The organism is Streptomyces nidicola, from assembly GCF_050106155.1.
Classification (GTDB): Bacteria; Actinomycetota; Actinomycetes; order Streptomycetales; family Streptomycetaceae; genus Streptomyces.
The window spans coordinates 4,472,221-4,498,844 of the sequence record NZ_JBNBPI010000001.1 but is presented as its reverse complement, the minus strand read 5'-3'; the positions used below and the strand labels follow the sequence as shown (position 1 = coordinate 4,498,844).

General features: G+C 70.9%; 29 protein-coding genes. 19 read left to right on the top strand and 10 right to left on the bottom strand.

Features of this window, described 5'->3' with window-relative positions; all coding sequences use genetic code 11:
* Positions 1-149: 149 nt before the first annotated feature.
* The 6 genes from ACOKM3_RS20500 (at position 150) to ACOKM3_RS20475 (ending at position 5,436) form a co-directional block, all read left to right on the top strand.
* Positions 150-2,417 (top strand): aminoglycoside phosphotransferase family protein, encoded by a 2,268-nt coding sequence (locus ACOKM3_RS20500; RefSeq protein WP_426902427.1) that lies wholly within the window; start codon positions 150-152, stop codon positions 2,415-2,417.
* Positions 2,309-3,175, top strand: coding sequence for a hypothetical protein (locus ACOKM3_RS20495; protein WP_426902425.1), 867 nt, complete (start codon positions 2,309-2,311; stop codon positions 3,173-3,175). The genes ACOKM3_RS20500 and ACOKM3_RS20495 overlap by 109 nt, the downstream gene beginning before the upstream one ends.
* 28 nt (positions 3,176-3,203) lie before the next feature.
* Positions 3,204-3,830: a TetR/AcrR family transcriptional regulator gene (locus tag ACOKM3_RS20490; protein ID WP_426902423.1), complete on the top strand. Its 627-nt coding sequence runs from the start codon at positions 3,204-3,206 to the stop codon at positions 3,828-3,830.
* An 85-nt stretch (positions 3,831-3,915) separates the two neighbouring features.
* A complete protein-coding gene (locus ACOKM3_RS20485) occupies positions 3,916-4,344 on the top strand; it encodes a helix-turn-helix domain-containing protein (protein ID WP_426902421.1) in 429 nt (142 codons plus the stop codon).
* A gap of 22 nt (positions 4,345-4,366) precedes the next feature.
* Entirely contained in the window at positions 4,367-4,978 is a 612-nt protein-coding gene (locus tag ACOKM3_RS20480) for a hypothetical protein (protein ID WP_426902419.1), read from the top strand.
* A 119-nt stretch (positions 4,979-5,097) separates the two neighbouring features.
* Positions 5,098-5,436, top strand: coding sequence for a DUF2516 family protein (locus ACOKM3_RS20475; protein WP_266712522.1), 339 nt, complete (start codon positions 5,098-5,100; stop codon positions 5,434-5,436).
* Positions 5,437-5,491: 55 nt separating this feature from the next.
* On the opposite strand, the gene ACOKM3_RS20470 is transcribed toward ACOKM3_RS20475, so the two are convergent.
* From ACOKM3_RS20470 to ACOKM3_RS20460, 3 genes are all read right to left on the bottom strand, one after another.
* Positions 5,492-6,880: a PP2C family protein-serine/threonine phosphatase gene (locus ACOKM3_RS20470; protein ID WP_426902417.1), complete on the bottom strand. Its 1,389-nt coding sequence runs from the start codon at positions 6,878-6,880 to the stop codon at positions 5,492-5,494.
* A 303-nt stretch (positions 6,881-7,183) separates the two neighbouring features.
* Positions 7,184-8,245, bottom strand: a complete 1,062-nt coding sequence (locus tag ACOKM3_RS20465; RefSeq protein ID WP_426902415.1) for a C40 family peptidase — start codon at positions 8,243-8,245, stop codon at positions 7,184-7,186.
* A 172-nt stretch (positions 8,246-8,417) separates the two neighbouring features.
* Positions 8,418-9,227, bottom strand: a complete 810-nt coding sequence (locus tag ACOKM3_RS20460; protein WP_426902413.1) for a class I SAM-dependent methyltransferase — start codon at positions 9,225-9,227, stop codon at positions 8,418-8,420.
* 179 nt (positions 9,228-9,406) lie between these two features.
* Between ACOKM3_RS20460 and mshA the strand changes: the two genes are divergently transcribed.
* On the top strand, positions 9,407-10,750 hold the full coding sequence (gene mshA, locus ACOKM3_RS20455; RefSeq protein WP_426902412.1) for a D-inositol-3-phosphate glycosyltransferase: 1,344 nt from the start codon (positions 9,407-9,409) through the stop codon (positions 10,748-10,750).
* Positions 10,743-11,243 carry a type III secretion system chaperone family protein gene (locus ACOKM3_RS20450; protein WP_426902410.1) on the top strand — a complete coding sequence of 167 codons (501 nt, stop codon included), beginning with the start codon at positions 10,743-10,745 and terminating at the stop codon, positions 11,241-11,243. Before mshA ends, ACOKM3_RS20450 begins: the two co-directional genes overlap by 8 nt.
* Before the next feature lie 57 nt (positions 11,244-11,300).
* Here ACOKM3_RS20450 and ACOKM3_RS20445 read toward each other — a convergent pair whose 3' ends face one another.
* From ACOKM3_RS20445 to ACOKM3_RS20435, 3 genes are all read right to left on the bottom strand, one after another.
* Complete coding sequence (locus tag ACOKM3_RS20445; RefSeq protein WP_356376001.1) at positions 11,301-11,492, bottom strand: hypothetical protein; 192 nt, start codon at positions 11,490-11,492, stop codon at positions 11,301-11,303.
* 68 nt (positions 11,493-11,560) lie between these two features.
* Positions 11,561-11,839, bottom strand: coding sequence for a hypothetical protein (locus ACOKM3_RS20440; protein WP_426902408.1), 279 nt, complete (start codon positions 11,837-11,839; stop codon positions 11,561-11,563).
* Between the two features lie 30 nt (positions 11,840-11,869).
* Positions 11,870-13,132, bottom strand: coding sequence for an MDR family MFS transporter (locus ACOKM3_RS20435; protein ID WP_426902406.1), 1,263 nt, complete (start codon positions 13,130-13,132; stop codon positions 11,870-11,872).
* A gap of 135 nt (positions 13,133-13,267) precedes the next feature.
* Between ACOKM3_RS20435 and ACOKM3_RS20430 the strand changes: the two genes are divergently transcribed.
* The 3 genes from ACOKM3_RS20430 to ACOKM3_RS20420 all read left to right on the top strand — a co-directional run bounded on the left by ACOKM3_RS20430 (position 13,268) and on the right by ACOKM3_RS20420 (position 14,762).
* Positions 13,268-14,029, top strand: coding sequence for a phosphoglyceromutase (locus ACOKM3_RS20430; protein ID WP_426902404.1), 762 nt, complete (start codon positions 13,268-13,270; stop codon positions 14,027-14,029).
* A gap of 134 nt (positions 14,030-14,163) precedes the next feature.
* On the top strand, positions 14,164-14,433 hold the full coding sequence (locus tag ACOKM3_RS20425) for a hypothetical protein (RefSeq protein WP_426902403.1): 270 nt from the start codon (positions 14,164-14,166) through the stop codon (positions 14,431-14,433).
* Positions 14,434-14,462: 29 nt separating this feature from the next.
* Positions 14,463-14,762: a hypothetical protein gene (locus ACOKM3_RS20420; RefSeq protein WP_426902401.1), complete on the top strand. Its 300-nt coding sequence runs from the start codon at positions 14,463-14,465 to the stop codon at positions 14,760-14,762.
* Here the strand turns inward: ACOKM3_RS20420 and ACOKM3_RS20415 are convergent.
* From ACOKM3_RS20415 to phoU, 3 genes are all read right to left on the bottom strand, one after another.
* Positions 14,735-15,229 carry an HAD domain-containing protein gene (locus ACOKM3_RS20415; protein ID WP_426902399.1) on the bottom strand — a complete coding sequence of 165 codons (495 nt, stop codon included), beginning with the start codon at positions 15,227-15,229 and terminating at the stop codon, positions 14,735-14,737. The two genes, ACOKM3_RS20420 and ACOKM3_RS20415, sit on opposite strands and share 28 nt — an antisense overlap.
* Positions 15,226-15,747 (bottom strand): chloramphenicol phosphotransferase CPT family protein, encoded by a 522-nt coding sequence (locus ACOKM3_RS20410; protein ID WP_426902398.1) that lies wholly within the window; start codon positions 15,745-15,747, stop codon positions 15,226-15,228. The genes ACOKM3_RS20415 and ACOKM3_RS20410 overlap by 4 nt, the downstream gene beginning before the upstream one ends.
* Positions 15,748-16,103: 356 nt before the next feature.
* Positions 16,104-16,787 (bottom strand): phosphate signaling complex protein PhoU, encoded by a 684-nt coding sequence (gene phoU / locus ACOKM3_RS20405; RefSeq protein WP_426902396.1) that lies wholly within the window; start codon positions 16,785-16,787, stop codon positions 16,104-16,106.
* Positions 16,788-16,983: 196 nt separating this feature from the next.
* On the opposite strand from phoU, the gene ACOKM3_RS20400 reads away from it, so the two are divergent.
* Together ACOKM3_RS20400 and ACOKM3_RS20395 are read left to right on the top strand one after the other, a co-directional pair.
* Positions 16,984-18,276 (top strand): sensor histidine kinase, encoded by a 1,293-nt coding sequence (locus tag ACOKM3_RS20400; RefSeq protein WP_426902394.1) that lies wholly within the window; start codon positions 16,984-16,986, stop codon positions 18,274-18,276.
* On the top strand, positions 18,273-18,953 hold the full coding sequence (locus tag ACOKM3_RS20395; protein ID WP_266712540.1) for a response regulator transcription factor: 681 nt from the start codon (positions 18,273-18,275) through the stop codon (positions 18,951-18,953). Before ACOKM3_RS20400 ends, ACOKM3_RS20395 begins: the two co-directional genes overlap by 4 nt.
* 82 nt (positions 18,954-19,035) lie before the next feature.
* On the opposite strand, the gene ACOKM3_RS20390 is transcribed toward ACOKM3_RS20395, so the two are convergent.
* Positions 19,036-19,695: a copper chaperone PCu(A)C gene (locus tag ACOKM3_RS20390; protein ID WP_426902392.1), complete on the bottom strand. Its 660-nt coding sequence runs from the start codon at positions 19,693-19,695 to the stop codon at positions 19,036-19,038.
* Between the two features lie 619 nt (positions 19,696-20,314).
* Here ACOKM3_RS20390 and ACOKM3_RS20385 point away from each other — a divergent pair.
* From ACOKM3_RS20385 to ACOKM3_RS20360, 6 genes are all read left to right on the top strand, one after another.
* Entirely contained in the window at positions 20,315-20,797 is a 483-nt protein-coding gene (locus tag ACOKM3_RS20385; protein WP_266712542.1) for a CarD family transcriptional regulator, read from the top strand.
* A gap of 287 nt (positions 20,798-21,084) precedes the next feature.
* Positions 21,085-21,846: a 2-C-methyl-D-erythritol 4-phosphate cytidylyltransferase gene (gene ispD, locus ACOKM3_RS20380; protein ID WP_426902390.1), complete on the top strand. Its 762-nt coding sequence runs from the start codon at positions 21,085-21,087 to the stop codon at positions 21,844-21,846.
* Positions 21,836-22,342 (top strand): 2-C-methyl-D-erythritol 2,4-cyclodiphosphate synthase, encoded by a 507-nt coding sequence (ispF, locus tag ACOKM3_RS20375; protein WP_426902388.1) that lies wholly within the window; start codon positions 21,836-21,838, stop codon positions 22,340-22,342. The genes ispD and ispF overlap by 11 nt, the downstream gene beginning before the upstream one ends.
* Positions 22,343-22,717: 375 nt before the next feature.
* Positions 22,718-23,281: a GNAT family N-acetyltransferase gene (locus ACOKM3_RS20370; protein ID WP_426902386.1), complete on the top strand. Its 564-nt coding sequence runs from the start codon at positions 22,718-22,720 to the stop codon at positions 23,279-23,281.
* A complete protein-coding gene (locus ACOKM3_RS20365; RefSeq protein WP_426902384.1) occupies positions 23,281-24,753 on the top strand; it encodes an ABC transporter substrate-binding protein in 1,473 nt (490 codons plus the stop codon). The genes ACOKM3_RS20370 and ACOKM3_RS20365 overlap by 1 nt, the downstream gene beginning before the upstream one ends.
* The gene (locus ACOKM3_RS20360; protein ID WP_426902382.1) at positions 24,753-26,471 is read left to right on the top strand and encodes an ABC transporter permease subunit; all 1,719 of its coding nucleotides are present in this window, start codon (positions 24,753-24,755) and stop codon (positions 26,469-26,471) included. Before ACOKM3_RS20365 ends, ACOKM3_RS20360 begins: the two co-directional genes overlap by 1 nt.
* Positions 26,472-26,624: the final 153 nt, after the last annotated feature.

Sequence of the window (26,624 nt, the reverse complement as noted above, 5' to 3'; positions counted from 1 at the left end):
GCTCACTTCGCTCAGTCCGGTCGTCAGGGCTGCGCGTGGGCGTTACTGTGTGGCCGTCTGTTACGGCCCGTTGCATGAGTATTCAGGAGCGGCGTGTGGGCGCTGTCATCGCCCCGATTGCCCCGACGTCCGTTGTCTGGCGTCAAGTCGTGGAGCGTGCGCAGCGCAGCGGCGAGCGGATCAGTGGCCACCACAACGTCAACCATGTGGTGCGTCTGACGGCTGAAGAGGCCGATGCCGTCGGCTTCCCTCCCGACTCCAAGGTCATGGTGCGACAGCGTCGCAAGGACGTCGCCTCTGTGGTGATCAGGACCTGGGAGCCCGAGCAGGGCGTCCTGGAGGCGCTACGACCCCACGAGGAACCCGTACCGCAGGTGCTGGAACGGTTCGAGGGCGGCGCGGTCCACAGCTATCTGGAGGGCACACCGTTCTCCAGTATCTGCCGGAACGGGGAGCCGGTGGAGCCGCAGCTGATCCAGGCGTTCGCGGAGCTGCTCGCGGACATGGCGCGGGTGCCCGAGTCCGCCCTGCCGGACCGTCCTCCGTACTGGCCGAGGAACGGCGACAGCAGGGGATTCCTCAGGATGCTGCTGACTCAGGCCGAGGAGCAGATCCGCCAGGTCAATTGGCCTGAATTCGGAGGGCTGTTCGTGGCCCTTGGTGTCCCGGAGAACGCACTCCGCCTTCATCAGCATTGGGCGCCCTCCCTGACCCCACGGCCGTTCCAGCTTCTCCACGGAGATCTGCACAGAGGGAACGTGATCGTCACCCACGACGGTTGGCCGCGGCTGCTGCTGGTGGACTGGGAACTCGCGACGTACGGGGATCCGCTGCACGACCTGGCCGTGCATCTGGTGCGCATGGACTACCCGCGTGGGCAGTGGCCCGAGGTTATCGAGCAGTGGCACAAGGCCCTGTGGATGGTTCAGCCCGAGGCGGTCGCGGGCCTGGAGTCCGACCTCGCGCACTACATCGACTTCGAGCGGGCCCAGTCCGTGTATCCGGATGTCATCCGGGCGGTCGGGACCCTCGGCAAGAGCTTCAGCCAGAGCGATCTGGAGCAGGCGGCCGAGGAGGTACACCGTGCTCTCGCCGTGGCCCGCGAACCTCTGAGGCTGCGCAATGTCCTGCCCGCGTCCGCGATCGAGCCGCTGCTCTACCGGTGGCGGGTGGCCAAGGACGGGCGTCATCGCGGCAAGGTCTTCTCGACGTCCATTCATTGGAAGCGGGACAAGCGCCTCGACCTGCCGGGGGACTTCGGCCCGGAACATGTTGAGGAAGCTCTCTGGGCAGAGGGCCTGGCTCCGGCATCGCACGTTTTCAAGGGCACGGCACACCTGGGCACGTTCGTCGACGTCCGTGGTTTCGGGCGCGTCATGGTCCGCCGGAAGGTCGGCACGGTCAGTCCCATCGAGCCGAGGTTCCTCGACGAGCACGCGGTGCTCCGGGCCATCGAGGAATCGGGCGCCAAAGTCAGTGTCTCCCGGGTGCTCGCGCTGGGGACGAGTGACTTGGGAGAACAGTTCACCATCCAGTCGTACGCCGGGCGCCCCAGTGACCGCGGGGGCCCGCAGCATCCCGTGCACGGACTGCTGCCCGGCGAAGTGAGCGACCTGGTCGGTCAGCTGTGCCAACTGGCGCGGCCCGAGATCAAAGTGCGGCCGCAGGACATGGGCGGGCTCGGTTTCTACCCGTGGCTGTGTCGTCAACTGGAAGTGCTGGTCGGTGGGTTGGCTCAGCCTGCGAAGGATCTTGCCGCCCGGCTCGGGCTCCCCGATGCGGCCGAGCTCAAGGCGCGATTGCTGCGACACGACGTGCATCAGCGCAGACACGGACTGCTCCACGGCGACCTGAACCCCTGGAACCTGGTCCGGCGCGAGGAGCGGACCGGTCTCACGCTGATCGACTGGGAGATGGCCATGGTCGGGGATCCGCTGTACGACCTCGTGCGGCACATCCACCTGACGCCGACCACCAGAGAGGTCAGGGACCGGATGTACTCCCGGTGGTCGCAGCGGATGCCGGCGGACTTCACCCGCGGGTGGGAGCGCGACGTACCCGTGTACCAGGGCCTCGAAGTGGTTCGTTCCGCGTATGTGGACCTGGAGCGCCTGGTCACCGGTTCCAGCCTCGACGCCCCGAACGTGAAACGGGCTGTCGGCTCGTACACGACAACGCTTCGCAAGGCCCTGGTCTGGCTGGAAATGCCCGCCGGAACGGAGCAGGCGGCCAATCCGTACCTTGCCCTCGCCCTGCCGCACGCGGACCATGACATGCATGAGGCAGGCGGCGCCGGGGAGGGCTGCGCATGTCGGGTGACAGGGGCGGGGTCGTCAGATCGCTGCGCAGGTTCCAACAGCGGGTCGAGCCGACGGCAGTACGGATTCTCCTCCTCGTCATCTTCGTCACCGGGCTGACCGCCCAATTCGTCGCACCGCTCGGAGACGCGCTGGATGGGAAGACGTTCCTGGGTGGCGCCCTGCTCAGCCTCGTCGCCTTCATCCTGTACGAGGCGGTCAAGGAACTGACCGCCGTCAGCCGGCTGCCTGCCCGGGTCGAGGCGAACTCCCGCAATCTGGGGGCCTTCGTGGCAGACGCGTTCGAGTCCAGGCTCGTGGAGATCAGTTTCTCCGGCTATACGGGAGAAACGCTCTTCAACGAGCTGTACCACCGGCTCGAACGGCTGGCGGAAGCGCCGGGGCCGACCCGCCGGGTGACAGTGCGGATGATCGTTCCGGACTTCTCCCTGCCCATGCACGTCCCCTCCAGGGTCGGTGCGGATGGGGTGGCGGAGGACGCGCCGGAATTCCGCCGCAGAATCGAGCGCAAATGCCAGGAGTACGACCAGATCCTCTCCGACCTCGCCACGGGTGTGACCCGGCTCGGCCATGTCGAGGTGCGCTGCGAGTACCGGGTCCTCTCAGGACCTCCGTTGCAGAAACTCTGCATCTTCAACCGCAAGCGGGTCCTGCACGGCCTGTACGACCTGTCCTCGCGCATGTCTCTGCAAGAGGAGTACTACGACCCCAAGGGCTACGACACCGATCTCACCGTCCTGGCCGCCGAACGCCGCCCCGAGGACGAGCCCGCCGTCGGAATGTGGGTCAAGCACTTCGACGACCTCTGGGAACTGGTGGCGCAGGCCCCGGCGTGGCGGCGCCCCGCGGCTGCCTGAGCACGGAGACGTACGTACCCTCCTCCCCATGACCGACCCCGCCCCCGGCCTCCGCGAACTGAAAAAGCGGCGGACCCGGCAGACCCTCTCCGAGACCGCCGTTCGGCTGTTCATGGAGAAGGGGTACGACAACGTGTCCGTGGCCGAGGTCGCGGCCGCCGCTGAGGTGTCGAAGCCGACGCTGTTCCGGTATTTCGCGGCCAAGGAGGATCTTGTTCTCCATCAGTTCGCGGATCACGAGGACGAGGCGGCGCGGGTCGTCGCGGGCCGGGAGGACGGGGAGGCGCCGCTCGGGGCGTTGCGGCGGCATTTTCTGGAGGGGCTGCGGCGGCGGGATCCGGTGACCGGGCTGTGCGACCACCCGGCGGTGCTCGCGTATCAGCGGATGTTGTACGGGACGCCGCAACTGGTGGCGCGGTTGTACGGGTATCAGGAGCGGTCCGAGCGGGCACTCGCGGAGGCGCTGGGCGGGCCCGCGGTGCGGGCGCGGATCGCCGCCGGGCAGATCGTGGCCACGCAGCGCATCCTCGCCGAGGAGAACGTGCGGCGGATCGTGGCCGGCGAGTCCGCCGATGAGTTGGAGGCGGTGGCCCTGAGCACCGCTGAGGAAGGGTTTCGGCTGTTGGGGGAGGGGGTCGGGCGGGATTACGGGTGAGTGTCTCCGCCGACCCGGTGTCGCGTGGAACACTTTTGCAAGCAGGTGCTTGCAAAAGTTAGCAAGGATGCGGCACCATCGACGTATGGCATCGCTCAACGTCGGAAGTCTCGGCGAATATCTGCGCGAGCAGCGTCGCAACGCGCAGTTGTCGCTCCGTCAGCTTGCCGACGCCGCCGGAGTGTCCAACCCGTACCTGAGTCAGATCGAGCGCGGGCTGCGCAAGCCGAGCGCGGAAGTTCTGCAGCAGGTCGCCAAGGCGCTGCGGATCTCCGCGGAGACGTTGTACGTGCACGCCGGCATTCTCGACGCCGAGCGCGAGCGGACCGAGGTGGAGACGCGCGCCGTCATCCTCGCCGACCCGCTGCTCAACGAGCGTCAGAAGCAGGTGTTGTTGCAGATCTACGACGCCTTCAGGCACGAGAACGGCGACAGCGACGGCGAGCCGGACAGTGGTGAGCCCGACAGCGGCGAGCCCGACGGCGGCGATGCCGAGCCCTCAAGCAGCAGTTGATGTGATCCGGGAGGACCACGCCATGGCCATCAAGGACGACCTGCGCAAGACCCTCACCGACCCGACCCCGCTCTACTTCGCCGCCGGCACCGCCGAGCTGGCGTACCAGCAGGCCAAGAAGGTGCCGGGGATCGTCGAGCAGCTGCGGAGCGAGGCGCCCGCCCGCTTCGAGTCCGTGCGGCAGACCGACCCCAAGGATGTGCAGGACAAGGCGACCACCCGCGCCAAGGAGGCGCAGGCCACTCTCACGGCGAAGGTGAACGAGATCGTCGGCACCCTCGACGCCGACCTGAAGAAGTTCGGCGAGAGCGCCCAGGAGTTCGCGCTGCGCGGCGTCGGCTACGCCGCCGAGGCCGCCGTCAAGGCGCGCGAGACGTACGAGAAGGTCGCCGAGCACGGCGAGGAGGCCGTGAAGGCGTGGCGCGGCGAGGCCGCCGAGGAGATCAACGAGCTGGCCGTGGCCGTGGAGCCCGAGTCGGCCGACGAGCCGAAGCCCGAGTCCAAGGAGACGCCGGCCGCCGACGCGGACAAGTCCGGCGCCGCCAAGAAGACCGCGGCCAAGAAGACCACCGCGAAGAAGACGGCCCCCGCGGCCAAGAAGACGGGCTCCGGCTCCACGCCGCCCGCCAAGTAGGCCCTACGCCGACGGGCCGGGCACTTGTGGAGTGTCCGGCCCGTTGTCCGGGTACCGTGGCCGTGGTCGGAAGGTCCCTTGAGCAGACTTGAGCAGATTCGGGTGGTGGCGTTGTGCTGATGCAGGGGTTCGCCAATGTGATGTGGCTGCTGAGCATGGCGTTGATCATCTTCAGCGGCTTCGCGCTCGTCGACGCCGCCATCCGGCGTGAGGACGCCTACCGCGCGGCCGACAAGAAGACAAAGCCGTTCTGGCTGATCATCCTCGGGATCGCGTTCGTCGTGAACCTGCTGTTCCCGATCCTGTCGTTCCTGCCGATCATCGGGCTCATCGCGACCATCGTGTACATGGTGGACGTGCGGCCCGCCGTCAAGCAGATCAGCGGTGGCGGCGGGGGCCGCAAGGGCCGCGGCTCCAGCAGTGACGGGCCGTACGGTCCGTACAACGGCGGCCGCTGACCGACCCGTTCGGGCCCGGCCGCGAGGCCAATGGGCCGGCGGCCGGGGGTTGGGCTCACCGGTCGAGCAGCAGTACCGCCACGTCGTCCGTCAGATCGCCCCCGTTGAGATCGCGCACCTCGTTCATCGCGGCCTCGAGCAGCCCCTCGCCGGTGAGGCCCTGCTCCCGCTGGCGGCGGATCATCTCCACCATCCCCTCCTGGCCGAGCCGCTGCCTGCCCTGGCCGATCCGGCCCTCGATCAGGCCGTCCGTGTAGAGCATCAGGCTCCACGAGGACCCCAACTCGACCTGCATGCGCGGCCACCGGGCCTTCGGCAGCAGTCCGAGGGCCGGGCCGTTGTTCTCGTAGGGGAGCAGGACCGCGGGGCGGCCGGGGCTCGCGATCAGCGGTGACGGGTGGCCCGCCAGGCACAGGCCCGCGCGCCGGCCGTCCGGCGAGATGTCGACCGTGCACAGCGTCGCGAAGATCTCGTCGTCCGGGCGCTCGTGCTCCAGGACCTGCTGGAGCGTGGAGAGCAGCTCGTCCCCGCACAGCCCCGCGAACGTCAACGCCCGCCAGGCGATCCGCAGTTCGACGCCGAGCGCCGCCTCGTCGGGGCCGTGCCCGCAGACGTCGCCGATCATCGCGTGGACCGTGCCGTCGGGCGTGCGCACCACGTCGTAGAAGTCGCCGCCGAGCAGCGCGCGCGAGCGGCCCGGACGGTAGCGGGAGGCGAAGCGCAGCGTCGAACCGTCGAGCAGCGGGGTCGGCAGCAGGCCGCGCTCAAGGCGGGCGTTCTCCTGCGCGCGGATCCGGGACTCGGTGAGCCCCTGCTGCGCGATGTCGGCGCGCTTGCGCTCGACCGCGTAACGGATGGCCCGGCCGAGCAGCCGGGAGTCCAGCTCGTCGCGGAACAGGTAGTCCTGCGCGCCCACGCGGACCGCCTCCGCGCCGCGCTCGGCGTCGCCCGAGGTGGTCAGGGCGAGCACGGCCCGGCGCGGGGCCAGGCGCAGCAGGTGCCGCAGCGTCCCCAGCTCGTCGTGGTGCTCAGGCTCCGACCTGTCGGGCTTCGCGCCGGGCAGCGCGAGGTCCAGCAGGATGCAGCTGACGTCGTCGGTGAGCAGCCGCTCGGCCTCGGTGAGGTTGCGCGCGGTGCGCACGCGGATCGGCTTGCCCGCGGCGTCGGGCACCTCGGGGATGCTGAGGGAGCCCGCCGGGTCGTCCTCTATGACCAGGATCGTCAGACCGGTCGCGTCACGCTCGGCGGGTGCCGGCTCGTGAGCGGTGTCGTCGGTCGGCGTCTCCTGGCGGCGCTCGGCGCTCTGTATGTCGTTGGCGTCGGGGCGGTCGGTGGTCTGCCGCTCGTCCTGCGGGTCGTACGTGTCGGTCGTGGTGTGCGCGTCCGGAGCCTGACCACTTTCCACGGCCGGGATGACTCTCCGCCGCGGTACGGGTGCGGGCATCGCTTCGGTTTCCTTCCCTCCCCCCGAGGGCACGGTGGGACGAAGGTCCTCGCACCACCGACGGGGACCTTAGCGGTAGCCGATGCCCGAACGGAATGGTGAGCGGCAAGGGGCCCACGTCATATGCCGTCCCCCGCACCGGAATTGAGTGGGTTCCGTCCCTGGTCGGGCGGGTCGAAGATGACGAACGTCACGCCGGGGCGCCGGAACCGCGGAGCTCCGCGTGCCCTGGGTCACGTGGGGCACGTCACCCATCTCGGGCCATATCCGGCACCCGGCCGACCGGGCCTCGGGCGTCGGGTCTCAGGCGTCGGGCCTGACCACCCCGAGCATCGCCATGGAACCCGCGCCCGCGACCGTCACGTTCCGCCCCGGACGGGGCGCGTGGATGATCGCCCCCTTGCCTATGTACATCCCGACATGGCTGGCGTCGTCGTGGTAAATGATCAGGTCGCCGGGGCGCATGTCCTTGATGTCGATGTGCTTGAGCTGCTTCCACTGCTCCTGCGACGTACGCGGTATCGGCCGCTTCGCCGAGGCCCACGCCTGCGAGGTCAGGCCCGAGCAGTCGAACGACTTCGGGCCCTCGGCGCCCCACACGTACGGCTTGCCCAGCTGCTCGGACGCGTAGCGCACGGCCTTCTTGCCGGCCGCCGACGCCTTGCCGTCGATCTCCTTCAGGACGCCCGAGGAGAGCCATTCCGTCTGCGCCTTCTGCTCGGCCGCCTCCTCCAGCTGCCGCAGCTGCTCGCGCTCCTTCTTGGCGAGCTTGTCCTCGATCTTCTGCGCCGCCTTGATCTGCTTCTCGATCCGCTCCTTCGCGGCGGCCTTCTTCTTGCGCCCCTCGTCCAGCGCCTTCCACTTGTCGGCGGCGGCGTCCGCGTACGCCTCCAACTCGTCCTGGGTCCTGGTGAGGCGGGACATCAGGTTCCGCGTGGCCTGCTGGCCCTGGTAGGCGCGGCCCGCGTTGTCGAGGAAGCGGCTCGGGTCGCCGGCGAGCATGAACTGGGTCTCCTGGGAGATTCCGCCGTTGCGGTACTGCTCGCGGGCCGCCGCGCCCGCCCGGCCCTTGAGGGCGTCGAGCTCCTGCTGGCCCGCGGCGATCTTCCGGGCCAGCTTCACGATCTGGTCGGACTGGTCGGCCGCCTTCTCCTCCGCCGCGTTGTACTCGTCGGTGGCGACCGCCGCCCGGTGGTACAGCTTGTCGATCTTCTTGCGGACCGACTCAAGGTCCTTGACCCCGGGGGAACTCGACGGTGACGGGGAGGGGGACGGCTCCGCGTACGCCAGTCCCGTCGGCGTCAGTACGGTCACCGCGCACACGAGCGCCAGGGCCGCCACCGTCGTCGTGCTCCGCTTGCTCATCTGCTCCGCCCCCACAGCAAAGACAAACCTGATGGACCGTCAGTAAGTCGAGCGCTCCGGGGATGGTGCCATGCGCGCCCCGAATCCGACAGACCCCGACGCGGTGTGGCAACTGCCCCGCACCGTTCGACGAACGAGGCCCCGAGATCGTTCCCTCGAATTCCGCCGCGCCTCAACCGCCCGCCGAAACCCGCCGCGGCGCCAACGCCTCCCACGTCACGGTCACTTCACCCTGCCGCCAGCGCCCCGGCCTGTCCACCACCGGCCAGTCCGCCGAGAGCTCCCGCACCGCCCGGATCCAGCGCTGCCGCGCGCCGTACGAGGCGTAGGGCGCGGCCGAGGCCCACGCCCGGTCGAAGTCGCGCAGGAAGGCGTGCACCGGCTCGCCGGGGACATTGCGGTGGATCAGCGCCTTGGGGAGGCGCTCGGCCAGGTCGGACGGGGTGACCAGGGAGCCGAGCCGGGTCGCGAGGGTCACGGTGCGCGGGCCTTCGGGGCCGAGCGCCACCCACACGTGCCGGCGCCCGATCTCGTCGCAGGTGCCCTCCACGAGGAGGCCGTCCGGTGCGAGCCGCGCGCACAGCCGCTCCCACACCGCGGCGACCTGCTCCTCGTCGTACTGACGCAGCACGTTCGCGGCGCGGATCAGGAGCGGGGGAGCGGCGAGCGGCACCTCGAAGCCGCCGTGCCGGAAGGTGAGCCCGTCGCGCTCGTACGGTTTCGCGGCGGCGACCCGGGCCGGTTCGATCTCGATGCCGACCACGCGCGCGTGCGGAGCCGCTCCGCGCAGCCGGGTCAGCAGTTCCACCGCGGTCCAGGGCGCCGCGCCATAGCCGAGGTCGACCGCCACCGGGTCGTCGGCGCGGCGCAGTGCGGCGCCGTGCACGGCGGCGATCCAGCGGTCCATGCGGCGCAGCCGGTTCGGGTTGGTGGTGCCTCGCGTCACGGTTCCCACGGGGCGAGAAGGGGGACGCGGGCTCATGGTGAAGAGGGTATGCGCCGGCATCCGCCAGGTGGATCACGACTTTGGTTGAGACCCGTACGGTAATGATTCGGCAAAGTGGAAATGGAGCAGCCGAATCCGGCGTTGCCACCTTGGAAGAGGGCCTGGGCCCTCCGGTCGTCGTGCCCGCAGTAAGCCCACCAAGGAGGGCCCGCCACGTGAGCCAGTACGTGACCAGGTTCCGCCGCTCCGGGGCTGCTCCGGCCCTGCTGCGGTTCCCCGGTGCGCATCGCCGCCCCCGCCGCGTCGCGATGCTCAGCGTGCACACCTCGCCCCTCCACCAGCCCGGCACGGGTGACGCGGGCGGCATGAACGTCTACATAGTCGAGCTCGCCAAGCGCCTCGCGGCGATCAACATAGAGGTCGAGATCTTCACGCGGGCCACCTCCGGCGGACTGCCGCCCGAGGTCGAGCTGACACCGGGCGTCCTCGTACGGCATGTGGACGCGGGCCCCTACGAAGGACTCGCCAAGGAGGACCTGCCCGCCCAGCTCTGTGCCTTCACGCACGGCGTCATGCAGGCGTGGGCGGGCCACCGCCCCGGCTATTACGACCTCGTCCACTCGCACTACTGGCTGTCCGGGCAGGTCGGCTGGCTGGCCGCCGAGCGCTGGGGCGCGCCCCTGGTGCACGCCATGCACACCATGGCCAAGGTCAAGAACGCGGCGCTCGCCGAGGGGGACACCCCCGAACCGGCCGCCCGCGTCATCGGCGAGACCCAGATCGTGCGCGCCGCGGACCGCCTCATCGCGAACACGGCGGAGGAGGCCGACGAGCTGGTCCGCCACTACGAGGCCGACCCCGGCAGCGTCGCCGTCGTGCACCCCGGCGTGAACCTGGAGCGCTTCCGCCCCGCCGACGGCAGGGCGGCGGCCCGCGCGCGCCTCGGCCTGCCCCAGGACGCCCTGGTCCCCCTCTTCGCGGGCCGCATCCAGCCCCTCAAGGCCCCGGACATCCTCCTCAAGGCCGTCGCCGTCCTCCTCGACGAGCGCCCGGAGCTGCGTTCCCGCATCGTCGTCCCGGTGGTCGGCGGTCCCAGCGGCAGCGGCCTCGCCAAGCCGGCGGCCCTCCAGAAGCTCGCCGCGCGGCTCGGCATCGCGGACGTGGTCCGCTTCCAGCCGCCGGTCGGCCAGGAGGCGCTCGCGGACTGGTTCCGCGCGGCCTCCGTCCTGGTCATGCCGTCCTACAACGAGTCCTTCGGCCTCGTCGCCATAGAGGCCCAGGCCGCCGGTACGCCGGTGATCGCCGCGTCCGTGGGCGGCCTCCCCGTAGCCGTACGGAACGAACAGACCGGCTTCCTGGTCGACGGCCACGAACCCGCCCGCTACGCGCGCGTGCTCCGCGACTTCGCCGACCACCCCCACCTGGTCGACACCATGGGCGACGCGGCCGCCCGCCACGCCCTCTCCTTCGGCTGGGACACGGCGGCCTCCGCCACGGCGGACGTCTACACGGCGGCGATGCAGGCCCGACGCCGTGTCGTACCCTCGCACCATGGCTGACCAGCGACAGGCACACGACGTCATCGAGTCCACGCTGAAGGACGCCGAGCTGGAGTGGGAGAGCCCTCAGGCGGGCTCGTACGTCGTGAAGCTCCCCGGCACCCGCAAGCTCTCCACGACGCTCTCGCTGCGCGTGGGCCGGCACAGCCTCTCGCTCAACGCCTTCGTGATCCGGCACCCGGACGAGAACGAGGCCGGGGTGCACCGCTGGCTCCTGGAGCGCAATCTCCGCCTGTACGGCGTGAGTTACGCGGTCGACCAGCTCGGCGACATCTACCTCACCGGGAAGCTCCCGCTCGCCGCCGTCACCCCCGACGAACTGGACCGCCTCCTCGGCTCGGTCCTCGAAGCGGCGGACGGCTCTTTCAACACGCTCCTCGAACTCGGCTTCGCGAGCGCGATCCGCAAGGAGTACGAGTGGCGGGTGTCGCGCGGCGAGTCGACGCGCAACCTGGACGCGTTCACGCATCTGACCCAGCGCCCCACGAAATAGCTTTCTTCGACCGCTGGTTGACCGCTGGTTGGGCCCTAGTCGAGCCCTAGCCGAGCCCTAGTTGAGCGCGACCATCCGGACCACCGTCACGGTCAGCACCGATCCGGAGACGTAGTAGAGGACTATCGCCCCGCCGACCGTCGCCTCGCGGCGGTCGCGTTCGCCGCACACCGTCGTCGAACCGTGGCCGTACGGGTCGTGGGACAGGGTGCGGGCCATTTCGGCGCGGAAGGCGTCCGGGTTGGCCATCTTGGCGAGGGTGTCGTCGGCGGGCGGTGCGAAGGCGACGCGGCAGGCGCCGCGCCTGCGTCTGCGGCTCAAGCCGGGCCCCGCCTCTCCGCCTCGTCGCGGGCGAGCCGGGCCAGGATCGCGTCGGCCTCCGGGTCGGGGACCGCCTCCAGCATCCAGTGCCGCATGACGGCGTGGATCTCGCCGACCCCCGCCGCGTTGATCGCCTTGTCGAACTCGACGCGGCGCTTCGGGTCGAGCGCGGCGCGGATCGACGGGATGCTGTTGGGGACGTCGACCTCGACGCCGCCCACCAGCGTTCTGGGCGGTTCGTCAGTTCTGGAGGAGGTCCTTGGGGGTTCGGCCATGTACGGTCACGTACCCGCCGAACTGCCCGGTCAAGCGGGGCTGTTCTCGGCCTTGACGGGCGCCGCGGCGACGGGCCCGGAAGCCGCCGCGTCGGGCAGCCCCCGCATCAACGCCCAGTATCCGAACGCGGTCACCGTGCCGAGCGCCGCGCACCCCGCCCACAGCCATCCGGCGCCCGCCGTGTCGATCACCCAGCCGCCCGCGAGCGGGGCGACGAGGGCCGCCGCGGACCACGACATGGTGTAGACGCCCTGGTAGCGGCCGCGTCCTTCGGCGGGGGAGAGCCGGGCCACGAGCCCCGACTGCGTAGGCGCGTTGATCATCTCGCCGAGTGTCCACACCACGACCGTGAGCGCGTACGCGGCGAGCGATCCGGCGAGGGCGGTCAGCGCGAAGCCGTAGCCGATGAGCAGTGACGAGACCGTCAACAGGCGGCCCGGGTCCCGGCGTTCGATGTACCGGGTCAGCGGGATCTGCAACGCGACGATCACGACACCGTTCACGGCGGCGACGAGCCCGACGTCCGAACTGCTCAGCCCGTTCTCGCCCATGACGATCGGCAGCCCCACCGAACTCTGGGTGAACACGACGGCGACCAGGAAGGACAGCCCCACCATCAGCATGAAGCGCCCGTCGCGCAGCACGGTCCCCATGGTGACCACCGGGCTGGACGGGGCGCCGGTCACCACTGTCTTCGTCGGCCGCGACTCCTTCACCTTCACGAAGACGACGCACGCGCAGGCCAGCGTCATCCCGGCCTCGACGAGAAAGCCCAGCGTGTAGCTCTGCGCGACCAGGAAGCCGGCGTACACGGACGAGACGGCGAACCCCAGGTTGATCGCCCAGTAGTTGAGCGAGAACGCCCGCACGCGGTCCTCGGGGCGCACGATGTCGGCCATCATCGCCTGGATCGCGGGCCGCGAGGCGTTCGACGCGAGGCCGAGGGCGAAGCCGGTGACCGCGATCCACGCCGGGTCGCGCACGAAGGCGAGCGCGGCGACCGTCGCCGAGGTGGCGAGCTGCGCGCCGAGCAGGGTGGGCCGCCGACCGAGCCGGTCGGCGAGGACCCCGCCGAGCACGGAGGCGATGACGCCGCCGAGCCCGATCAGCGAGGCGACGAGACCGGCGTACGCGGCGGAGAACCCGCGCGAGGCGGTCAGGTACAGGGCAAGGAACGTCAGAACGAAATTCCCGAGCCGGTTGACCAGGGTGCTGGTCCACAGCCACCAGAATTCACGCGGCAGCCCGGAGACGGACTCCGTGGCGGCACGTCTGAGCGAGGCGACTGACATGGGTGCATCCCCCGGGGCCGATGTAAGCAGTGCAGAAGGTTTACGTAACTTACGCGCCGGGTATCGGTGTGGGCCACTCAATTGACGGGGACCGTCAATCGGCGGCCGCCGGACCGGTCGATTAGGCTCGGCCCCATGGCCGACGCACCGTACAAGCTGATCCTCCTCCGCCACGGCGAGAGCGAGTGGAACGCGAAGAACCTGTTCACCGGATGGGTGGACGTCAACCTGAACGAGAAGGGCGAGAAGGAGGCGGTCCGCGGCGGTGAGCTGCTCAAGGACGCCGGCCTGCTCCCCGACGTGGTCCACACGTCGCTCCAGAAGCGCGCGATCCGCACCGCGCAGCTGTCCCTGGAGGCGGCCGACCGCCACTGGATCCCGGTCCACCGCAGCTGGCGCCTGAACGAGCGCCACTACGGCGCCCTCCAGGGCAAGGACAAGGCGCAGACGCTCGCCGAGTTCGGCGAGGAGCAGTTCATGCTGTGGCGCCGCTCGTACGACACCCCGCCGCCGGCCCTGGACCGTGACGCGGAGTACTCGCAGTTCTCCGACCCGCGCTACGCGACGCTCCCGCCGGAGCTGCGTCCGCAGACGGAGTGCCTGAAGGACGTCGTCGTCCGCATGCTCCCGTACTGGTTCGACGGCATCGTCCCGGACCTCCTCACGGGCAAGACGGTCCTGGTCGCGGCCCACGGCAACAGCCTCCGCGCCCTGGTCAAGCACCTCGACGGCATCTCCGACGCCGACATCGCGGGCCTGAACATCCCGACCGGCATCCCGCTCTCGTACGAGCTCGACGCCGACTTCAAGCCGGTGAAGCCGGGCGGCACGTACCTGGACCCCGACGCGGCGAAGGCGGCCATCGAGGCGGTCAAGAACCAGGGCAAGAAGAAGTAGCTTCCGCGATCATGCCTCCCACCTGCGCGAATGGCGCGGGTGGGAGGCATTTTCATGCGCTGGAACCTCCCTGGGGCCGGCGGCGACCGCGGGGCGGGCCCCTAAGCTCGTGGTCCCGATGCCGTGGAGGACTCATGAGACGCATACCCGTTCTCGTCGCGGTGGTGGTCCTGGCCGCCGCTCCGCTCTCGGCGTGTGCACAGGAGAAGCCCGAGCTGCGACCCACCAGGTCGGAAGGGGAGGGCGCTTGGTACGAGAGCACCAAGGCCGAGCGCCACGAGTACTGCGAGGCCTACCGCGCACACGACCCGCAGCACCCCATCAGTATCCCGACGTACGCGTCGGAGGAGTCGAGGGACGAGTTCGCCGACGACTTCTACAACGTGCTGAAGAGGAAGTGCTGAGGCCGCAGTTGGAGCCGTAGTGTCGGCGTATGGCCCGTGATCTCTACAACGTGCGTGTGCTCCCAGGTGACGACGCTCCCGCCCCGCTCAGCGAGGAAGAGGAGCGGCGCTACCGGACCATCCTGTTCAGCGAGTTGGGCAACCAGATCGCCGATCGCGGGACCGCGACGTACCCCGCGTACACCCCCGAGGAGCGCCGGCGTCTCGTCGAGGTGGGGCAGCGGCTGAGCGCGCACTGGGGGATGCCGGTGCGAGTGACGGCCGACGACGAGTGCAGGATGCGGTTGAGTGTCGGAGCTCCTCAGGGCGCTGTCTCGCGGAGCCACTGAGCCAGTACGGAGAAGTCCGCTTCGGTGAGGCCCTGGGACGGGTCGACCCGGTGCAGCAGGGCCGGAGCCGGGTGCTGTGCCTCGACCCACTGCCGGTCCATCGGGCCGATCTCGTCGTCGACCCAGATGAACGGCCGGCTGCCCGCCCACGCGACGATCGGGCGGGTCTTCCAGTGCAGGCCGTGCGGGCCGTCCGCAGGGGTGTGGGCGGGCCATTCCAGCACGGGCAGGGGTGGCGGCAGGCCGATGAGCGGCGCGACGACCTCGTTCGCCTCGTGTCCCCAGGTGGTCGCCCACACCAGCTCACAGCCGAGCGCCAACAGGCGGGTCCCGACGGTCGGGTCGAGCCGGGCGAGCAGCGGGTTGCCGTCCTGTACGGGGCCGGGGGCGGCGTCGGCCGTCGCGCCGAACGGGAGCAGTGGGCCGTCCACGTCGAGGAAGAGGAGCGGCCGCTCGTCGGTGTTCACCCCGCATGCCCCGCGATCTCCCCCGCGCACTCCGCCGCCCCCGTCCCCGTCGTGTTCACCGTCAGGTCGTAGGTGACGCCCTCGTGCACCAGGGTTGCCTGGGAGGAGGCCATTCCGGGGGTGCGGTCGGGCCGGGCCGCCTCCCGGGCAGCCGCGACCCGCGCGTCGCAGTGGACGCCCACCCAGAGGACGTCGAGGCCGGTCAGGGCCTTGCTCCAGCGGTTCTGGGAGTGGGGGCCGCCCAGGAAGACCTCGTCGATGATCACGGGTGCGCCGGCCGCTGCCATCGCCGCGACGCCCCGCATCCACGCGTCCTCGATGCGGCGGAAGGCGGGCCCCACGGTGATCGAGCCGTCGGCAGCGAACTCGATGCCCGCGCCGGACGGCGGCAGTGCCTGGATGAGAGTGTCCACGCTGAGGGTCAGCCACGGCGAGGGCAGGAGCAGTGTCTGGAGTTCGCGGGCGATGGTCGACTTGCCTGAGCTGGAGCCGCCGTTGAGGACGATCACTTGGGGCATGGCGGCAGCCTACGCAGCAACTGCCGCGCTCGCGTGCGCCGTTGATGCGCCCGCCCGAATGGGCATGCAATGGGGGAAGGACTCCACCGCGGAGCCCCGTCGAGGAGGGAACACCATGGCCGCCGACTCCCCGAAGCCGAACCCGTCCCCCGAAGTACCGGTCGAAGTGGGCCGGTCCGTACCGAAGTTGGTGCTGCTCGGAGCCTGCGGATGCGGCTCGGGCTGCGGCTGCGGCTGCCAGTCGGGCGCTCCGTGCAAGTGCGGGGGCAGCTGCTGACCCCAGCCGCCGAGATCGACGAACGGGGCCCCGCACACATCCGTGCGGGGCCCCGGTCGCGTAGAAGCGACGGAAGGTGTCAGGCGGTCTCGGCCGGCGCCGCCGTCGACGCCTGCACCTCGTCCGCGTGCTCACCCGTCACCAGGTAGACGACCCGCTTGGCCACCGACACCGCGTGGTCCGCGAAGCGCTCGTAGTAGCGGCCGAGCAGCGTCACGTCGACCGCCGTCTCGATGCCGTGCTTCCACTTCTCGTCCATCAGGTGCTGGAAGAGCGTGCGGTGCAGCAGGTCCATCTCGTCGTCGTCCTGCTCCAGCTGCATCGCCAGGTCGACGTCCTTGGTGATGATGACCTCGGCCGCCTTCGCCATGAGGCGCTGGGCGAGCTGGCCCATCTCCAGGATCGTGGCGTGCAGGTCGTGGGGGACCGCCCGCTCCGGGAAGCGGAGGCGGGCCAGCTTCGCCACGTGCTGGGCGAGGTCGCCGCTGCGCTCCAGGTCCGCGCTCATGCGGAGCGAGGTGACGACGATACGGAGGTCCGTCGCCACCGGCTGCTGGCGGGCCAGCAGGGCTATGGCCCGCGCCTCCAGGTCGTGCTGCAGATCGTCCACCTTCTGGTCGGCGGCGATCACGGACTCGGCGAGCTTCAGGTCGGCGTCGAGCATGGCCGTGGTGGCGCGCCCGATCGCCGACCCGACAAGGCGGGCCATCTCGACCAGGCCCTCGCCGATCGAGTCAAGTTCCTCGTGGTACGCGTCACGCATGCGGCGTTCCCTCTCTGTACCTGGCTACGTATGGGACCCGGTTGGCCCCACGCTCCCACGTTCCGTCCTGTACGCGTCCGAATCCGGCACCACAAGTGAATCGACCCCGTACCCAAGGTGAACTCTGGGCGACGAGTGTTCGAGCGACCACTCGGATGGCTGTGGAGGAGCGGCCGGTGCCGCATAACCTGAAGACATGGACGTGAACGCGGCGGTCGCCGCAGCGGCAGCGATCGCCGGAGTGTGCACCGGTGTCATCGCCATGCTGGCGTTTCGCTGGAGCGAACGCGACCAGAAACGCCCCACCCGCACCTCCCTGCACACGGACCCGGTCCTTCCGCCCGGCGTCGACACCGTGCTCTCCGTGCTCCGCTCCTCCGCCGTCGTCCTCGACGAGGCGGACAGCGTGGTCAAGGCCAGCTCGGCGGCGTACGCCCTCGGTCTCGTACGCGGCGGGAAGCTCGCGGTCGAACCGATGCTGCAGATGGCCCGCGACACCCGGCGCGACGGGGAGATACGCCAGGTCGAGCTGGATCTGCCGCGCCGCGGCACGGGGCGCGGCGACGCGCTCGCCGTGTCCGCCCGCGTCGCCCCGCTCGGCTCCCGGCTCGTGCTGCTGCTCGTCGAGGACCTCACCGAGGCCCGGCGCATCGAGGCCGTACGCCGCGACTTCGTCGCCAACGTGAGCCACGAGCTGAAGACGCCGGTCGGCGCCCTGTCGCTGCTGTCGGAAGCCGTGATGGACGCCTCCGACGACCCCGAGGCCGTCGAGCGGTTCGCGGGACGCATGCAGAACGAGGCGACCCGGCTCACCAGCCTCGTACAGGAGCTCATCGACCTCTCACGGGTGCAGAACGATGATCCGCTGGAGGACTCCGAGCCGGTGCGCGTCGACGAACTCGTCGCCGAGGCCATCGACCGCTGCCGCCAGCCCGCCGCGAGCAAGCAGATCACGATGGCCGCCGGGGGCACCGCCGACCTGCGCGTATGGGGAAACCGGGGCCAGCTCGCCGCAGCCCTCGGCAACCTCGTCGAGAACGCCGTCAACTACTCGCCGGCCCGTACGCGCGTGGGCATAGCCGCCCGCCGCGTCTCGGCGGGCGGCGGCGACCGCATCGAGATAGCCGTCACCGACCAGGGCATCGGCATCTCGGAGAAGGACAAGGAGCGCGTCTTCGAGCGCTTCTACCGCGTCGACCCGGCCCGCTCACGCGCGACCGGCGGCACGGGCCTCGGCCTCGCCATCGTCAAGCACGTGGCGGCCTCGCACGGCGGGGAGGTGACCGTGTGGAGCTCCGAGGGACAGGGCTCCACCTTCACGCTGCGGCTGCCCGAGGCGGCCGCGACCCGCGCCTCACGTTCCCCCAAGACATCCCGCACCAGTGGCCCCGGAGACGTACGCGACGAAGACGACGCACACGGGCCCGACAACACAACCGCATACGCATCCCTTCCTGCCACTCCTGCCGCCCCGGAGGTCCTTCCGTGACCCGAGTGCTTGTCGTAGAGGACGAGGAGTCCTTCTCCGACGCCCTGTCCTACATGCTCCGCAAGGAGGGTTTCGAGGTCGCCATCGCGGCCACGGGACCCGACGGCCTCGACGAGTTCGAGCGCAACGGCGCCGACCTCGTCCTGCTCGACCTGATGCTGCCGGGCCTGCCCGGCACCGAGGTCTGCCGCCAGCTGCGCGGCCGCTCCAACGTTCCGGTGATCATGGTGACCGCCAAGGACAGCGAGATCGACAAGGTCGTCGGGCTCGAAATAGGAGCCGATGACTACGTCACCAAGCCGTTCTCCTCGCGCGAGCTTGTCGCCCGTATCAGGGCCGTCCTGCGCCGCCACGGCGAGCCGGAGGAGGTCGCGCCGCAGGCCCTGGAGGCCGGGCCCGTCCGCATGGACGTCGACCGTCACGTGGTGACGGTGGGCGGCGGCAAGGTCGACCTGCCGCTCAAGGAGTTCGACCTCCTGGAGATGCTGCTGCGCAACGCGGGCCGCGTGCTGACCCGTATGCAGCTGATCGACCGGGTCTGGGGCGCCGACTACGTGGGCGACACCAAGACGCTCGACGTCCACGTGAAGCGCCTCCGCGCCAAGATCGAGCCGGACCCCGGGGCGCCGAGGTTCCTCGTCACGGTGCGCGGTCTCGGCTACAAGTTCGAGCCGTAGGCCGTACCCGGCACGCGACATACGGCGGAGGGGCGGAACCCGATGTGGGTTCCGCCCCTCCGCCGTATGTACGGCTACGTGCTCAGTGGCCCGCGGGGCTCTCCGACTCGGAGGCCGTCGCGGAGGTGGAGGCCCCCGCCGAGGCCGAGGCCTTGTCGTCCGGCGTCGCGGACGTCGAGGTCGACGCCGACGTGGACGGGCTCGCGGAGGCGCCCGGCGCGGCCGGGACCTCGCTCGGGCCCCACTTCTTGAAGTAGCTCTCGGCCGGCACCACGAACGCCTTCAGCTTCACGTCTCCGGCCTTGCTGAAGGAGAACGTGATCGGCTGCGCGTTGCCGTCGAGCACGGCGGTGCGGCTGTTGGGCAGCTCGGCGGAGGCGTTGCCCTTGCCGCCGAGGACGACGGAGCCGCCGGCGGGGACGGTGATCTTCGAGCCGCCCTTGGCGTCCGACAGCTTCGCGGTCTTGCCGACGCCGTCGACGGTGATCGCGTCGAGCGTCTGGGCGGTGCTCCCGTTGTTGAAGAGCGTGCCGGTGACGACGGCCGGGCCCTTGGACTTGAGGTCCGGCTGGGTGACGACGGTGGCGTTCTGGATCCGGATGTCACCGACCGAGGTCGCGGCGTTGTCCGGCTTGACCTCAAGTGTCTGCGCGTTGTTGCCGGCGCCGCACGCGGCGAGCGAGGCGATCGAGAAGGCGATGGCGGCGGCGGCGAGGGAGCCGCGTCGAAGGCTGCTGCTCACGGCGGCGGCAACTCCTTGAACGTGGGCGGGCAAGGCGGCGGGGTGTAAAGCCGCCCTAAGGGTCTGTCAGCGGCCTTAGGTTACCGAGCCGTTCCCGAGCCGCCGCACCCGACCCGCCCCTCGGGACCGGACGCTGTTCCCGGCTGCTCCGCCCGCACCCCGATCACCCCGCGTTCCCCACGGTCACCATTGGGTCGCCGAGGCCTCTTGTTCATCATTCACATAAGGCCTGTCCAGGTGCCGGGACGGATATCCGGTAAGGAATGCGCGGGGGTCCGGAAAAACGATCACGTGGGGCGACGATTCGCGAAGATCAATTCTGGATTCATCTCGAACGTACCTCCGGGTCCCTGAACGGAGTAGCGAAAGTTCATCGCTTCGAAGCACGCAAACCGGGACTTTCGGCCCCTGGAGGGCCCGCTACGGCGGCGGTAGCGTACCCGTTTCGGCTTCCTCGAAGAACGGCTCCGACCTGCGAATACCGCCCTCCGTCACCCCTCCGCAGCACGTTCCCGATGGAGTTGTCAAGCCCCGAGATATGCCCTGACCTGCGAAAACGCCATTCAGAACCCGCAGTTTCCGTGTTAGACTGGATAGCCACGGAAGGGGTACCTGTCACATGACGTTCAAGGTTGGCGACACCGTGGTCTATCCCCATCACGGGGCCGCGCTGATCGAGGCTATCGAAACTCGCCAGATCAAAGGCGTGGACAAGACCTACTTGGTGCTGAAGGTCGCCCAGGGCGACTTGACGGTACGTGTGCCAGCGGACAATGCGGAGTTCGTCGGCGTGCGTGATGTGGTCGGTCAGGACGGGCTCGACCGGGTCTTCGAGGTGCTGCGCGCGTCGTACGCCGAGGAGCCCACGAACTGGTCGCGCCGTTACAAGGCAAACCTGGAGAAGCTCGCCTCCGGTGATGTCATCAAGGTCGCGGAAGTGGTTCGTGACCTGTGGCGTCGGGAGCGTGAGCGCGGACTGTCCGCGGGTGAGAAGCGCATGCTCGCCAAGGCTCGCCAGATCCTGGTGAGCGAGCTCGCACTCGCGGAGAACACGAACGAGGACAAGGCCGAGGCCCTGCTCGACGAGGTTCTCGCGTCCTGATACGCGCTGCTGCGACGACATGTACGTAACGGTCATGCGCGTAACGGCCAAGCACGTACCGACTGCTGTCGCGTAAAGAACAATGCCGTGGTGCCCGATGACCCTGATGGTGTCGCCGGGCGCTGCGGCATGTTCGTACCCATACACGCTTCGCGTGATTCCCTCTGGTGTGCCGGGCCCGGACAGCTGGCTCGACCAGTGTCACGGAAGGGTCCGGTCAAGGCGTCGCGCCCGGCACGCTGTGGCCATACCCACCTCTCCCGAGCGCACAAACCTGAACGGAACCGATGTCTGACGAAACGCGTCCATTGGACAACGCAGCAGGCAGCGCAGTGCGCACCGCGGCCGTGATTCCGGCCGCCGGCCGGGGCGTGCGCCTCGGTCCGGGCGCCCCCAAGGCGCTGCGCGCGCTGAGCGGTACCCCGATGCTGATCCATGCCGTCCGAGCGATGGCGGCGTCCCGCGCCGTGTCCCTCGTCGTGGTGGTCGCGCCGCCCGACGGCGCCGCCGAAGTGAAGATGCTGCTTGCCGATCACGCCCTGCCCGAGCGCACCGACTTCGTCGTCGTGCCCGGTGGGGAGAGTCGGCAGGAGTCGGTGCGGCTCGGGCTCGAGGCCCTGCCGGCCGGCATCGACATCGTGCTCGTGCACGACGCGGCCCGCCCCCTCGTGCCGGTCGACACGGTCGACGCGGTCATCGAGGCCGTACGGGACGGGGCTCCGGCCGTCGTCCCCGCGCTGCCGCTCGCGGACACGGTCAAGGAGGTCGTGCCGACCACCGACGGTTCGCCGGAGCCGGTTGTCGCGACGCCCTCGCGGGCCAAGCTGCGGGCCGTGCAGACGCCGCAGGGGTTCGACCGGGAGACGCTCGTGCGTGCGCACGAGACCGTGACCGAGGATGTGACGGACGACGCCGGGATGGTCGAGCACCTCGGCCACCAGGTGGTGCTGGTGCCCGGGCACGAGGAGGCGTTCAAGGTGACGCGGCCGCTCGATCTGGTGCTGGCCGAGGCCGTGCTCGCGCGGAGGAGGGCCAACGATGGGTTCTGAGGGGCTTGTGAACCCGGGGTTCGTGCTTCCGCAGGTCGGCATCGGGACCGACATCCACGCCTTCGAAGAGGGCCGCGAGCTGTGGTGCGCCGGGCTGAAGTGGGAGGACTCCGGTCCCGGGCTCGCGGGGCACTCCGATGCGGATGTCGTGGCGCATGCGGCCTGCAACGCGTTGTTCTCGGCTGCCGGGCTGGGTGATCTCGGGCAGCACTTCGGTACCGGGCGGCCCGAGTGGTCCGGAGCGAGTGGGATTACGTTGCTGGCCGAGGCCGCGCGGATCGTGCGCGAGGCCGGGTTCGTGATCGGGAACGTGGCCGTGCAGGTCGTCGGGCCGCGGCCCAAGATCGGGAAGCGGCGGGACGAGGCGCAGAAGGTGCTCTCGGAGGCCGCGGGGGCGCCGGTGACGGTGTCGGGTGCGACCACGGATGGGCTCGGGTTTCCCGGGCGTGACGAGGGGTTGATGGCGGTGGCGACGGCGTTGGTGGCGCGGGTGTAATCCGCCGGTCACCGCCGGGGCGCTGCCCCGGGCCCCGCGCCTCAAGCGCCGGCGGGGCTGAAAAGGCCGGGGCGCTGCCCCGGGCCCCGCGCCTCAAGCGCCGGCGGGGCTGAAAAGATCGGGGCGCTGCCCCGGGCCCCGCGCCTCAAGCGCCGGCGGGGCTGAAAAGGCCGGGGCGCTGCCCCGGACCCCGCGGGCTCTCGTCCGAGAGCGGGGCTTGATTGGCCCGGGCCCCGCTGCTCGATCGCCGCAGGGCTTGAGTGGCTTGAGTGGCCCGGACCTCACTCGAGTGGGCACAGTGCCCCGCAGCTTATTGCGAATCGGTTGCAGTTAGCATGGGTGGGCAGTGTGGTCCGTTCGTGGTGAAGGCAGGCGATGGGTGAATACGTGATCCGCGTGGCCGGGGACGGCGACGTGGACGAGGCCCGTGCCGTCATGCTGGACACCGTGTACCGCGATCTGCGCTCCGGGTACGTGCCCCGCTGGCACGCCGACATCATCGACCCGGCCGCCCACTATCTGCGCCCCGAGCGCTGCACCCTGCTCGTCGCCGAGCACCGGGAGAGCGGTCAGATCGTCGCGACCGGCGCCGTCCGTGACCGCGGGCCCGCCGCCCCGCCGAACCCGCAGTGGGTCGCCGACCGCTTCCCCTCCGGGTCCACCGCCCAGCTGTGCCGGATCTACGTACGGCCCGAGCACCGGAGGCACGGGCTCGCGAGGGCTCTCGTGCGGGAGCTGACCGACTTCGTGGCCGGGGTCGGCGGGTACGAGGCGCTGTACCTGCACACCGATCCCGCCGTGCCGGGCGCCGAGCCCTTCTGGCGGTCCCTCGCCCAAGAGGTGTGCGACGAGCGGGAGTTGCCGGGGGGTGGCCAGGGCATCGTGCACTTCGAGCTGCCGCTGCCCGCGCCGGTTCCCGCGTACGCGCCCGTCGGCTGATGCGGCGCCGCGGCTTTCTGCTGGCGGCGGCCGGGATCGGGCTGACGTCCGCCTGCGGCTCGTTCACCGGTACCGCGCGGCGTGGCCGGATAGCGGTCGACCTCGCCTTCGCGCCCACCCAGGGCCTCTCCCCGTACAGCGACGACGGGCTGCTGCTCAGCCGGCTCGCCGTCGTCGACGGGCTCACCCGGATGGACACGGAGGGCGTCGTCCATCCCGCGCTCGCCGAGAAGTGGACCCGTACGTCCGCCACCACCTGGGAGTTCACGCTGCGCGACGCCCGGTTCCAGGACGGCGGGCGGGTCACCGCCGATGCCGTCGAGGGGGCACTGACGCGGGCCGGGCGGGCGAAGACGCAGCCGCGAGTACTCAGCGACATGCGGCTCACCGCCCGCGCCGTGGGGCAGCGGACCGTACGGATCACCACGGGGACCGCCGACCCGCTGCTGCCCGCGCGGCTCGCGAACCCGTCGCTCGCGATCTTCTCCCCGGCCGCGTACAAGAAGGCCGGGAAGGACGGCGGTGTTGATCCCGTCGGGACGGCCACCGGGCCGTTCGCGCTGACGAAGGTGAACGGGGCCGTGTCCGCGACGCTCGACCGGTTCGACGGGCACTGGCGCGGGAAGGCGGCCGCGCGCGGGCTCGACGTGACGTTCGTCGCCGACAACAACGCCCGTGCCAACGCGCTGCGTTCGGGCCAGATCGAGATCGCCGAGTTCGTGCCCGCCGCCCAGGCGCTCGTCCTCGGCGACCGGGCGCGCGAGGTCGCCACCGTGCGCACCACGACCCTGTACCTGAACACGCGGACCGGGCCGCTCGCGGACGCCGGGCTGCGGGCCGCCGTGCGGGAGTCCATCGATACGAGCGCCCTCGCGCGCAGCGTGTACGAGGGGTACGCCACGCGGGGCACGGGCCTGCTGGGCCCCGGTTTCGCCTGGGCCGACGGCAAGCAGCTCCCCGTCACGGGCCGCGCGAAGGCGGCGAAGCCGCGCGGGCAGGCGCTGACCCTCGCCACGTACACCAACCGGGCCGAGCTGCCCGAGGTCGCCGCCGCGCTCCAGCAGCAGCTGCGGCGCGCCGGCTTCGCGGTGCGGCTCGTCGTGAAGGACTACGCGCGCCTGGAGTCGGGCGCGCTGGACGGGGAGTACGACGCGTTCCTGATGTCCCGGTCCACCGCGCTCGACACCGGCGACCCGGTCTCGTACTTCGCCTCCGACTTCACCAGCGACGGGAGCTTCAACATCTCGCAGTTGACGGACGGCGGGGTGGACGGCCTCGTGCGCGAGGCCGCCGGGCTCGAAGGGGCGGCGCGGCACCGGGCCATGCTGCGCGCCGAGGCCGCGATCCTCGGCACCGACGCGGCCGTGCCGATCGTCCACGAACAGCATCTGCAGGGCGTCGGGGCCGGGGTGCGCGGGGTCGTCCTCGACCCCTATGAGCGACAGTTCGTCGGCTTGGAGACGCGCGCCTGATGTTCCGTTTCCGCAAGGGCCTGTCCGTGACGGTGGGCCGCGTGGGCGCCGCCGCCGGGCTGCTCGTGCTCACCGCGCTGCTGCCCTGGCTGACCCGCACCGACCCCGCGCTCACCGTGCTGCACGCGCGCTACGGCGACGCGCCCACGACACCGAAGCAGCTCGCCGAGGTGCGGGACCAACTCGGCCTGGACGAAGGGCCGTTCGCGTTCCTCGGGCGGTGGGTGCGGGGGCTGGCGCACGGGGATCTCGGCACGTCGTGGGTGACCGGCGCCGACGTCGCCTCCGACGTGGGCTCCGCGTTCTGGGTGTCCGTGTCCCTCATGGCGTACGCGATGGTGGTCGCGGTCGTGCTGGCCGTGGCGCTCTGCGTACCGACGCTCCGGCGCGCGCGGCCCGAACCGGCGCACGGGGTGGGCGCGGGGATTCTCGCCGCGCTCCCCGAGTTCCTCCTCGCCTCCGTCCTCGCCACGCTGTTCGCCGTGCACCTGCGCTGGTTCCCGGCGCAGGGCTGGGCCTCGCCCGCCTCCGCCGTGCTGCCCGCGCTCGCCCTCGGCATCCCGGCGGGGGCCGTGCTCGGGCGGCTCGGCCAGGACGCGCTGCCGGCCGCGTTCGCCGAACCGTGGGTGCGTACGGCGCGGGCGAACGGCATGCCGCGCGCGCGGATCGCCCGGCACGCGGTGCGGCGCGCGCTGCCCGCGGTGCTGCCGCAGGCGGGGCTCACGGTGGTCGGGCTCACCGGGGCCGCGGCGGCGGTGGAGGCGGTGTTCGCGATTCCCGGGCTCGGCGGTACGGCCGTCGCGGCCGCGCTCGACCTCGACCTGCCGCTGCTCCAGGGGTGCCTGCTGGTGCTGCTCGCGCTGGGTGTGGTGTCGGCCGTGCTCGTCGCGCTCGTACGCCGTCGGCTGCTCGGCCCCGCGCTCGAAGCGGGCGCGCTGCCGGGGCTCGCGCGGGTGGCCGGGGGCGGGTGCGGGCGGCTGTACGCCGCGGGGGCGCTGGCCGCGGGGCTGCTCGCCGTCATCGTGTGGGGGCTGACCCGCGATCCGCTCCAGGTCGACCTGGCCGCCAGGCTGGCGGGTCCCTCCGGCGCCCACCCCTTCGGTACCGACGCGCTCGGCCGCGACGTCCTCGCCCGGCTCGGCCACGGGGCACTGCGCACGCTCGCCGTGGCGGCGGCCGTCTGCGCCGTGTGCTTCGTGGTGGGCGTCGGCCTGGGGCTGATGCGGTGGACCGCGGGGCTCACCGAGGTCGCCAACGCGCTGCCCGCGATCCTGGCGGGTCTCCTGGTCACCGGACTCTTCGGGGCGGGCGTCGCGGGGGCGGCGGTCGCCGTCGCCGCGGTCGGCTGGGCGCCGCTCGCCGCGCACACGGCGGCCGTCGCCGAGGCGGAGCGGGGGGCCGGGTACGTCGAGGCGGCGGTCGCCTCCGGCGCGGGGCGGTGGCAGGTGTTGCGGCGGCATGTGCTGAGCGCGGTGCTGCCGACGGTGGGGCGTCATGCGGTGCTGCGACTCGCTCCTACGACCTTGGCGCTGGCGTCCCTGGGCTTTCTCGGCCTCGGTACGCAGCCGCCGACGCCGGAGTGGGGGCGGTTGCTGATGGAGAACCTGCCGTATGCGGAGCGGGCGCCGTGGTCCGTGCTTGCACCTGCGGTGGGGCTGGCGGGTGTGGGGGCGATGGTGGTGTTGGCGTCCGGTTCCGCGCGCGGGCGGCGACGGTGATCGGTCGCGGGGCTCCGCCCCGGGCCCCGCTGCTCAATCGCCGCAGGGGCTTGAAAATGCCCACCCGCCGCAGGGGCTTGAAAATGCCCACCCGCCGCAGTGGCTTGATTTTGCCGACCCGGCGCCGGGGCTCGGAGTCGCCGGGGCGGGACT

Excerpts from the sequence above, each read along its gene's own strand:
- ACOKM3_RS20385 (WP_266712542.1), top strand. The coding sequence starts at position 20,315 with ATGACGTTCAAGGTTGGCGACACCGTGGTCTATCCCCATCACGGGGCC.
- ispD (WP_426902390.1), top strand. The coding sequence starts at position 21,085 with ATGTCTGACGAAACGCGTCCATTGGACAACGCAGCAGGCAGCGCAGTG.
- ACOKM3_RS20470 (WP_426902417.1), bottom strand. The coding sequence starts at position 6,880 with ATGCCCGCACCCGTACCGCGGCGGAGAGTCATCCCGGCCGTGGAAAGT.
- ACOKM3_RS20420 (WP_426902401.1), top strand. The coding sequence starts at position 14,463 with ATGGCCCGTGATCTCTACAACGTGCGTGTGCTCCCAGGTGACGACGCT.
- ACOKM3_RS20410 (WP_426902398.1), bottom strand. The coding sequence starts at position 15,747 with ATGCCCCAAGTGATCGTCCTCAACGGCGGCTCCAGCTCAGGCAAGTCG.
- ACOKM3_RS20440 (WP_426902408.1), bottom strand. The coding sequence starts at position 11,839 with ATGGCCGAACCCCCAAGGACCTCCTCCAGAACTGACGAACCGCCCAGA.
- ACOKM3_RS20445 (WP_356376001.1), bottom strand. The coding sequence starts at position 11,492 with ATGGCCAACCCGGACGCCTTCCGCGCCGAAATGGCCCGCACCCTGTCC.
- ACOKM3_RS20460 (WP_426902413.1), bottom strand. The coding sequence starts at position 9,227 with ATGAGCCCGCGTCCCCCTTCTCGCCCCGTGGGAACCGTGACGCGAGGC.
- ACOKM3_RS20480 (WP_426902419.1), top strand. The coding sequence starts at position 4,367 with ATGGCCATCAAGGACGACCTGCGCAAGACCCTCACCGACCCGACCCCG.
- ACOKM3_RS20435 (WP_426902406.1), bottom strand. The coding sequence starts at position 13,132 with ATGTCAGTCGCCTCGCTCAGACGTGCCGCCACGGAGTCCGTCTCCGGG.
- ACOKM3_RS20425 (WP_426902403.1), top strand. The coding sequence starts at position 14,164 with ATGAGACGCATACCCGTTCTCGTCGCGGTGGTGGTCCTGGCCGCCGCT.
- ACOKM3_RS20495 (WP_426902425.1), top strand. The coding sequence starts at position 2,309 with ATGTCGGGTGACAGGGGCGGGGTCGTCAGATCGCTGCGCAGGTTCCAA.
- ACOKM3_RS20485 (WP_426902421.1), top strand. The coding sequence starts at position 3,916 with ATGGCATCGCTCAACGTCGGAAGTCTCGGCGAATATCTGCGCGAGCAG.
- ACOKM3_RS20370 (WP_426902386.1), top strand. The coding sequence starts at position 22,718 with ATGGGTGAATACGTGATCCGCGTGGCCGGGGACGGCGACGTGGACGAG.
- ACOKM3_RS20465 (WP_426902415.1), bottom strand. The coding sequence starts at position 8,245 with ATGAGCAAGCGGAGCACGACGACGGTGGCGGCCCTGGCGCTCGTGTGC.
- ACOKM3_RS20430 (WP_426902404.1), top strand. The coding sequence starts at position 13,268 with ATGGCCGACGCACCGTACAAGCTGATCCTCCTCCGCCACGGCGAGAGC.
- ACOKM3_RS20365 (WP_426902384.1), top strand. The coding sequence starts at position 23,281 with ATGCGGCGCCGCGGCTTTCTGCTGGCGGCGGCCGGGATCGGGCTGACG.
- ACOKM3_RS20475 (WP_266712522.1), top strand. The coding sequence starts at position 5,098 with ATGCAGGGGTTCGCCAATGTGATGTGGCTGCTGAGCATGGCGTTGATC.
- ACOKM3_RS20450 (WP_426902410.1), top strand. The coding sequence starts at position 10,743 with ATGGCTGACCAGCGACAGGCACACGACGTCATCGAGTCCACGCTGAAG.
- ACOKM3_RS20490 (WP_426902423.1), top strand. The coding sequence starts at position 3,204 with ATGACCGACCCCGCCCCCGGCCTCCGCGAACTGAAAAAGCGGCGGACC.
- ACOKM3_RS20360 (WP_426902382.1), top strand. The coding sequence starts at position 24,753 with ATGTTCCGTTTCCGCAAGGGCCTGTCCGTGACGGTGGGCCGCGTGGGC.
- ispF (WP_426902388.1), top strand. The coding sequence starts at position 21,836 with ATGGGTTCTGAGGGGCTTGTGAACCCGGGGTTCGTGCTTCCGCAGGTC.
- ACOKM3_RS20400 (WP_426902394.1), top strand. The coding sequence starts at position 16,984 with ATGGACGTGAACGCGGCGGTCGCCGCAGCGGCAGCGATCGCCGGAGTG.
- phoU (WP_426902396.1), bottom strand. The coding sequence starts at position 16,787 with ATGCGTGACGCGTACCACGAGGAACTTGACTCGATCGGCGAGGGCCTG.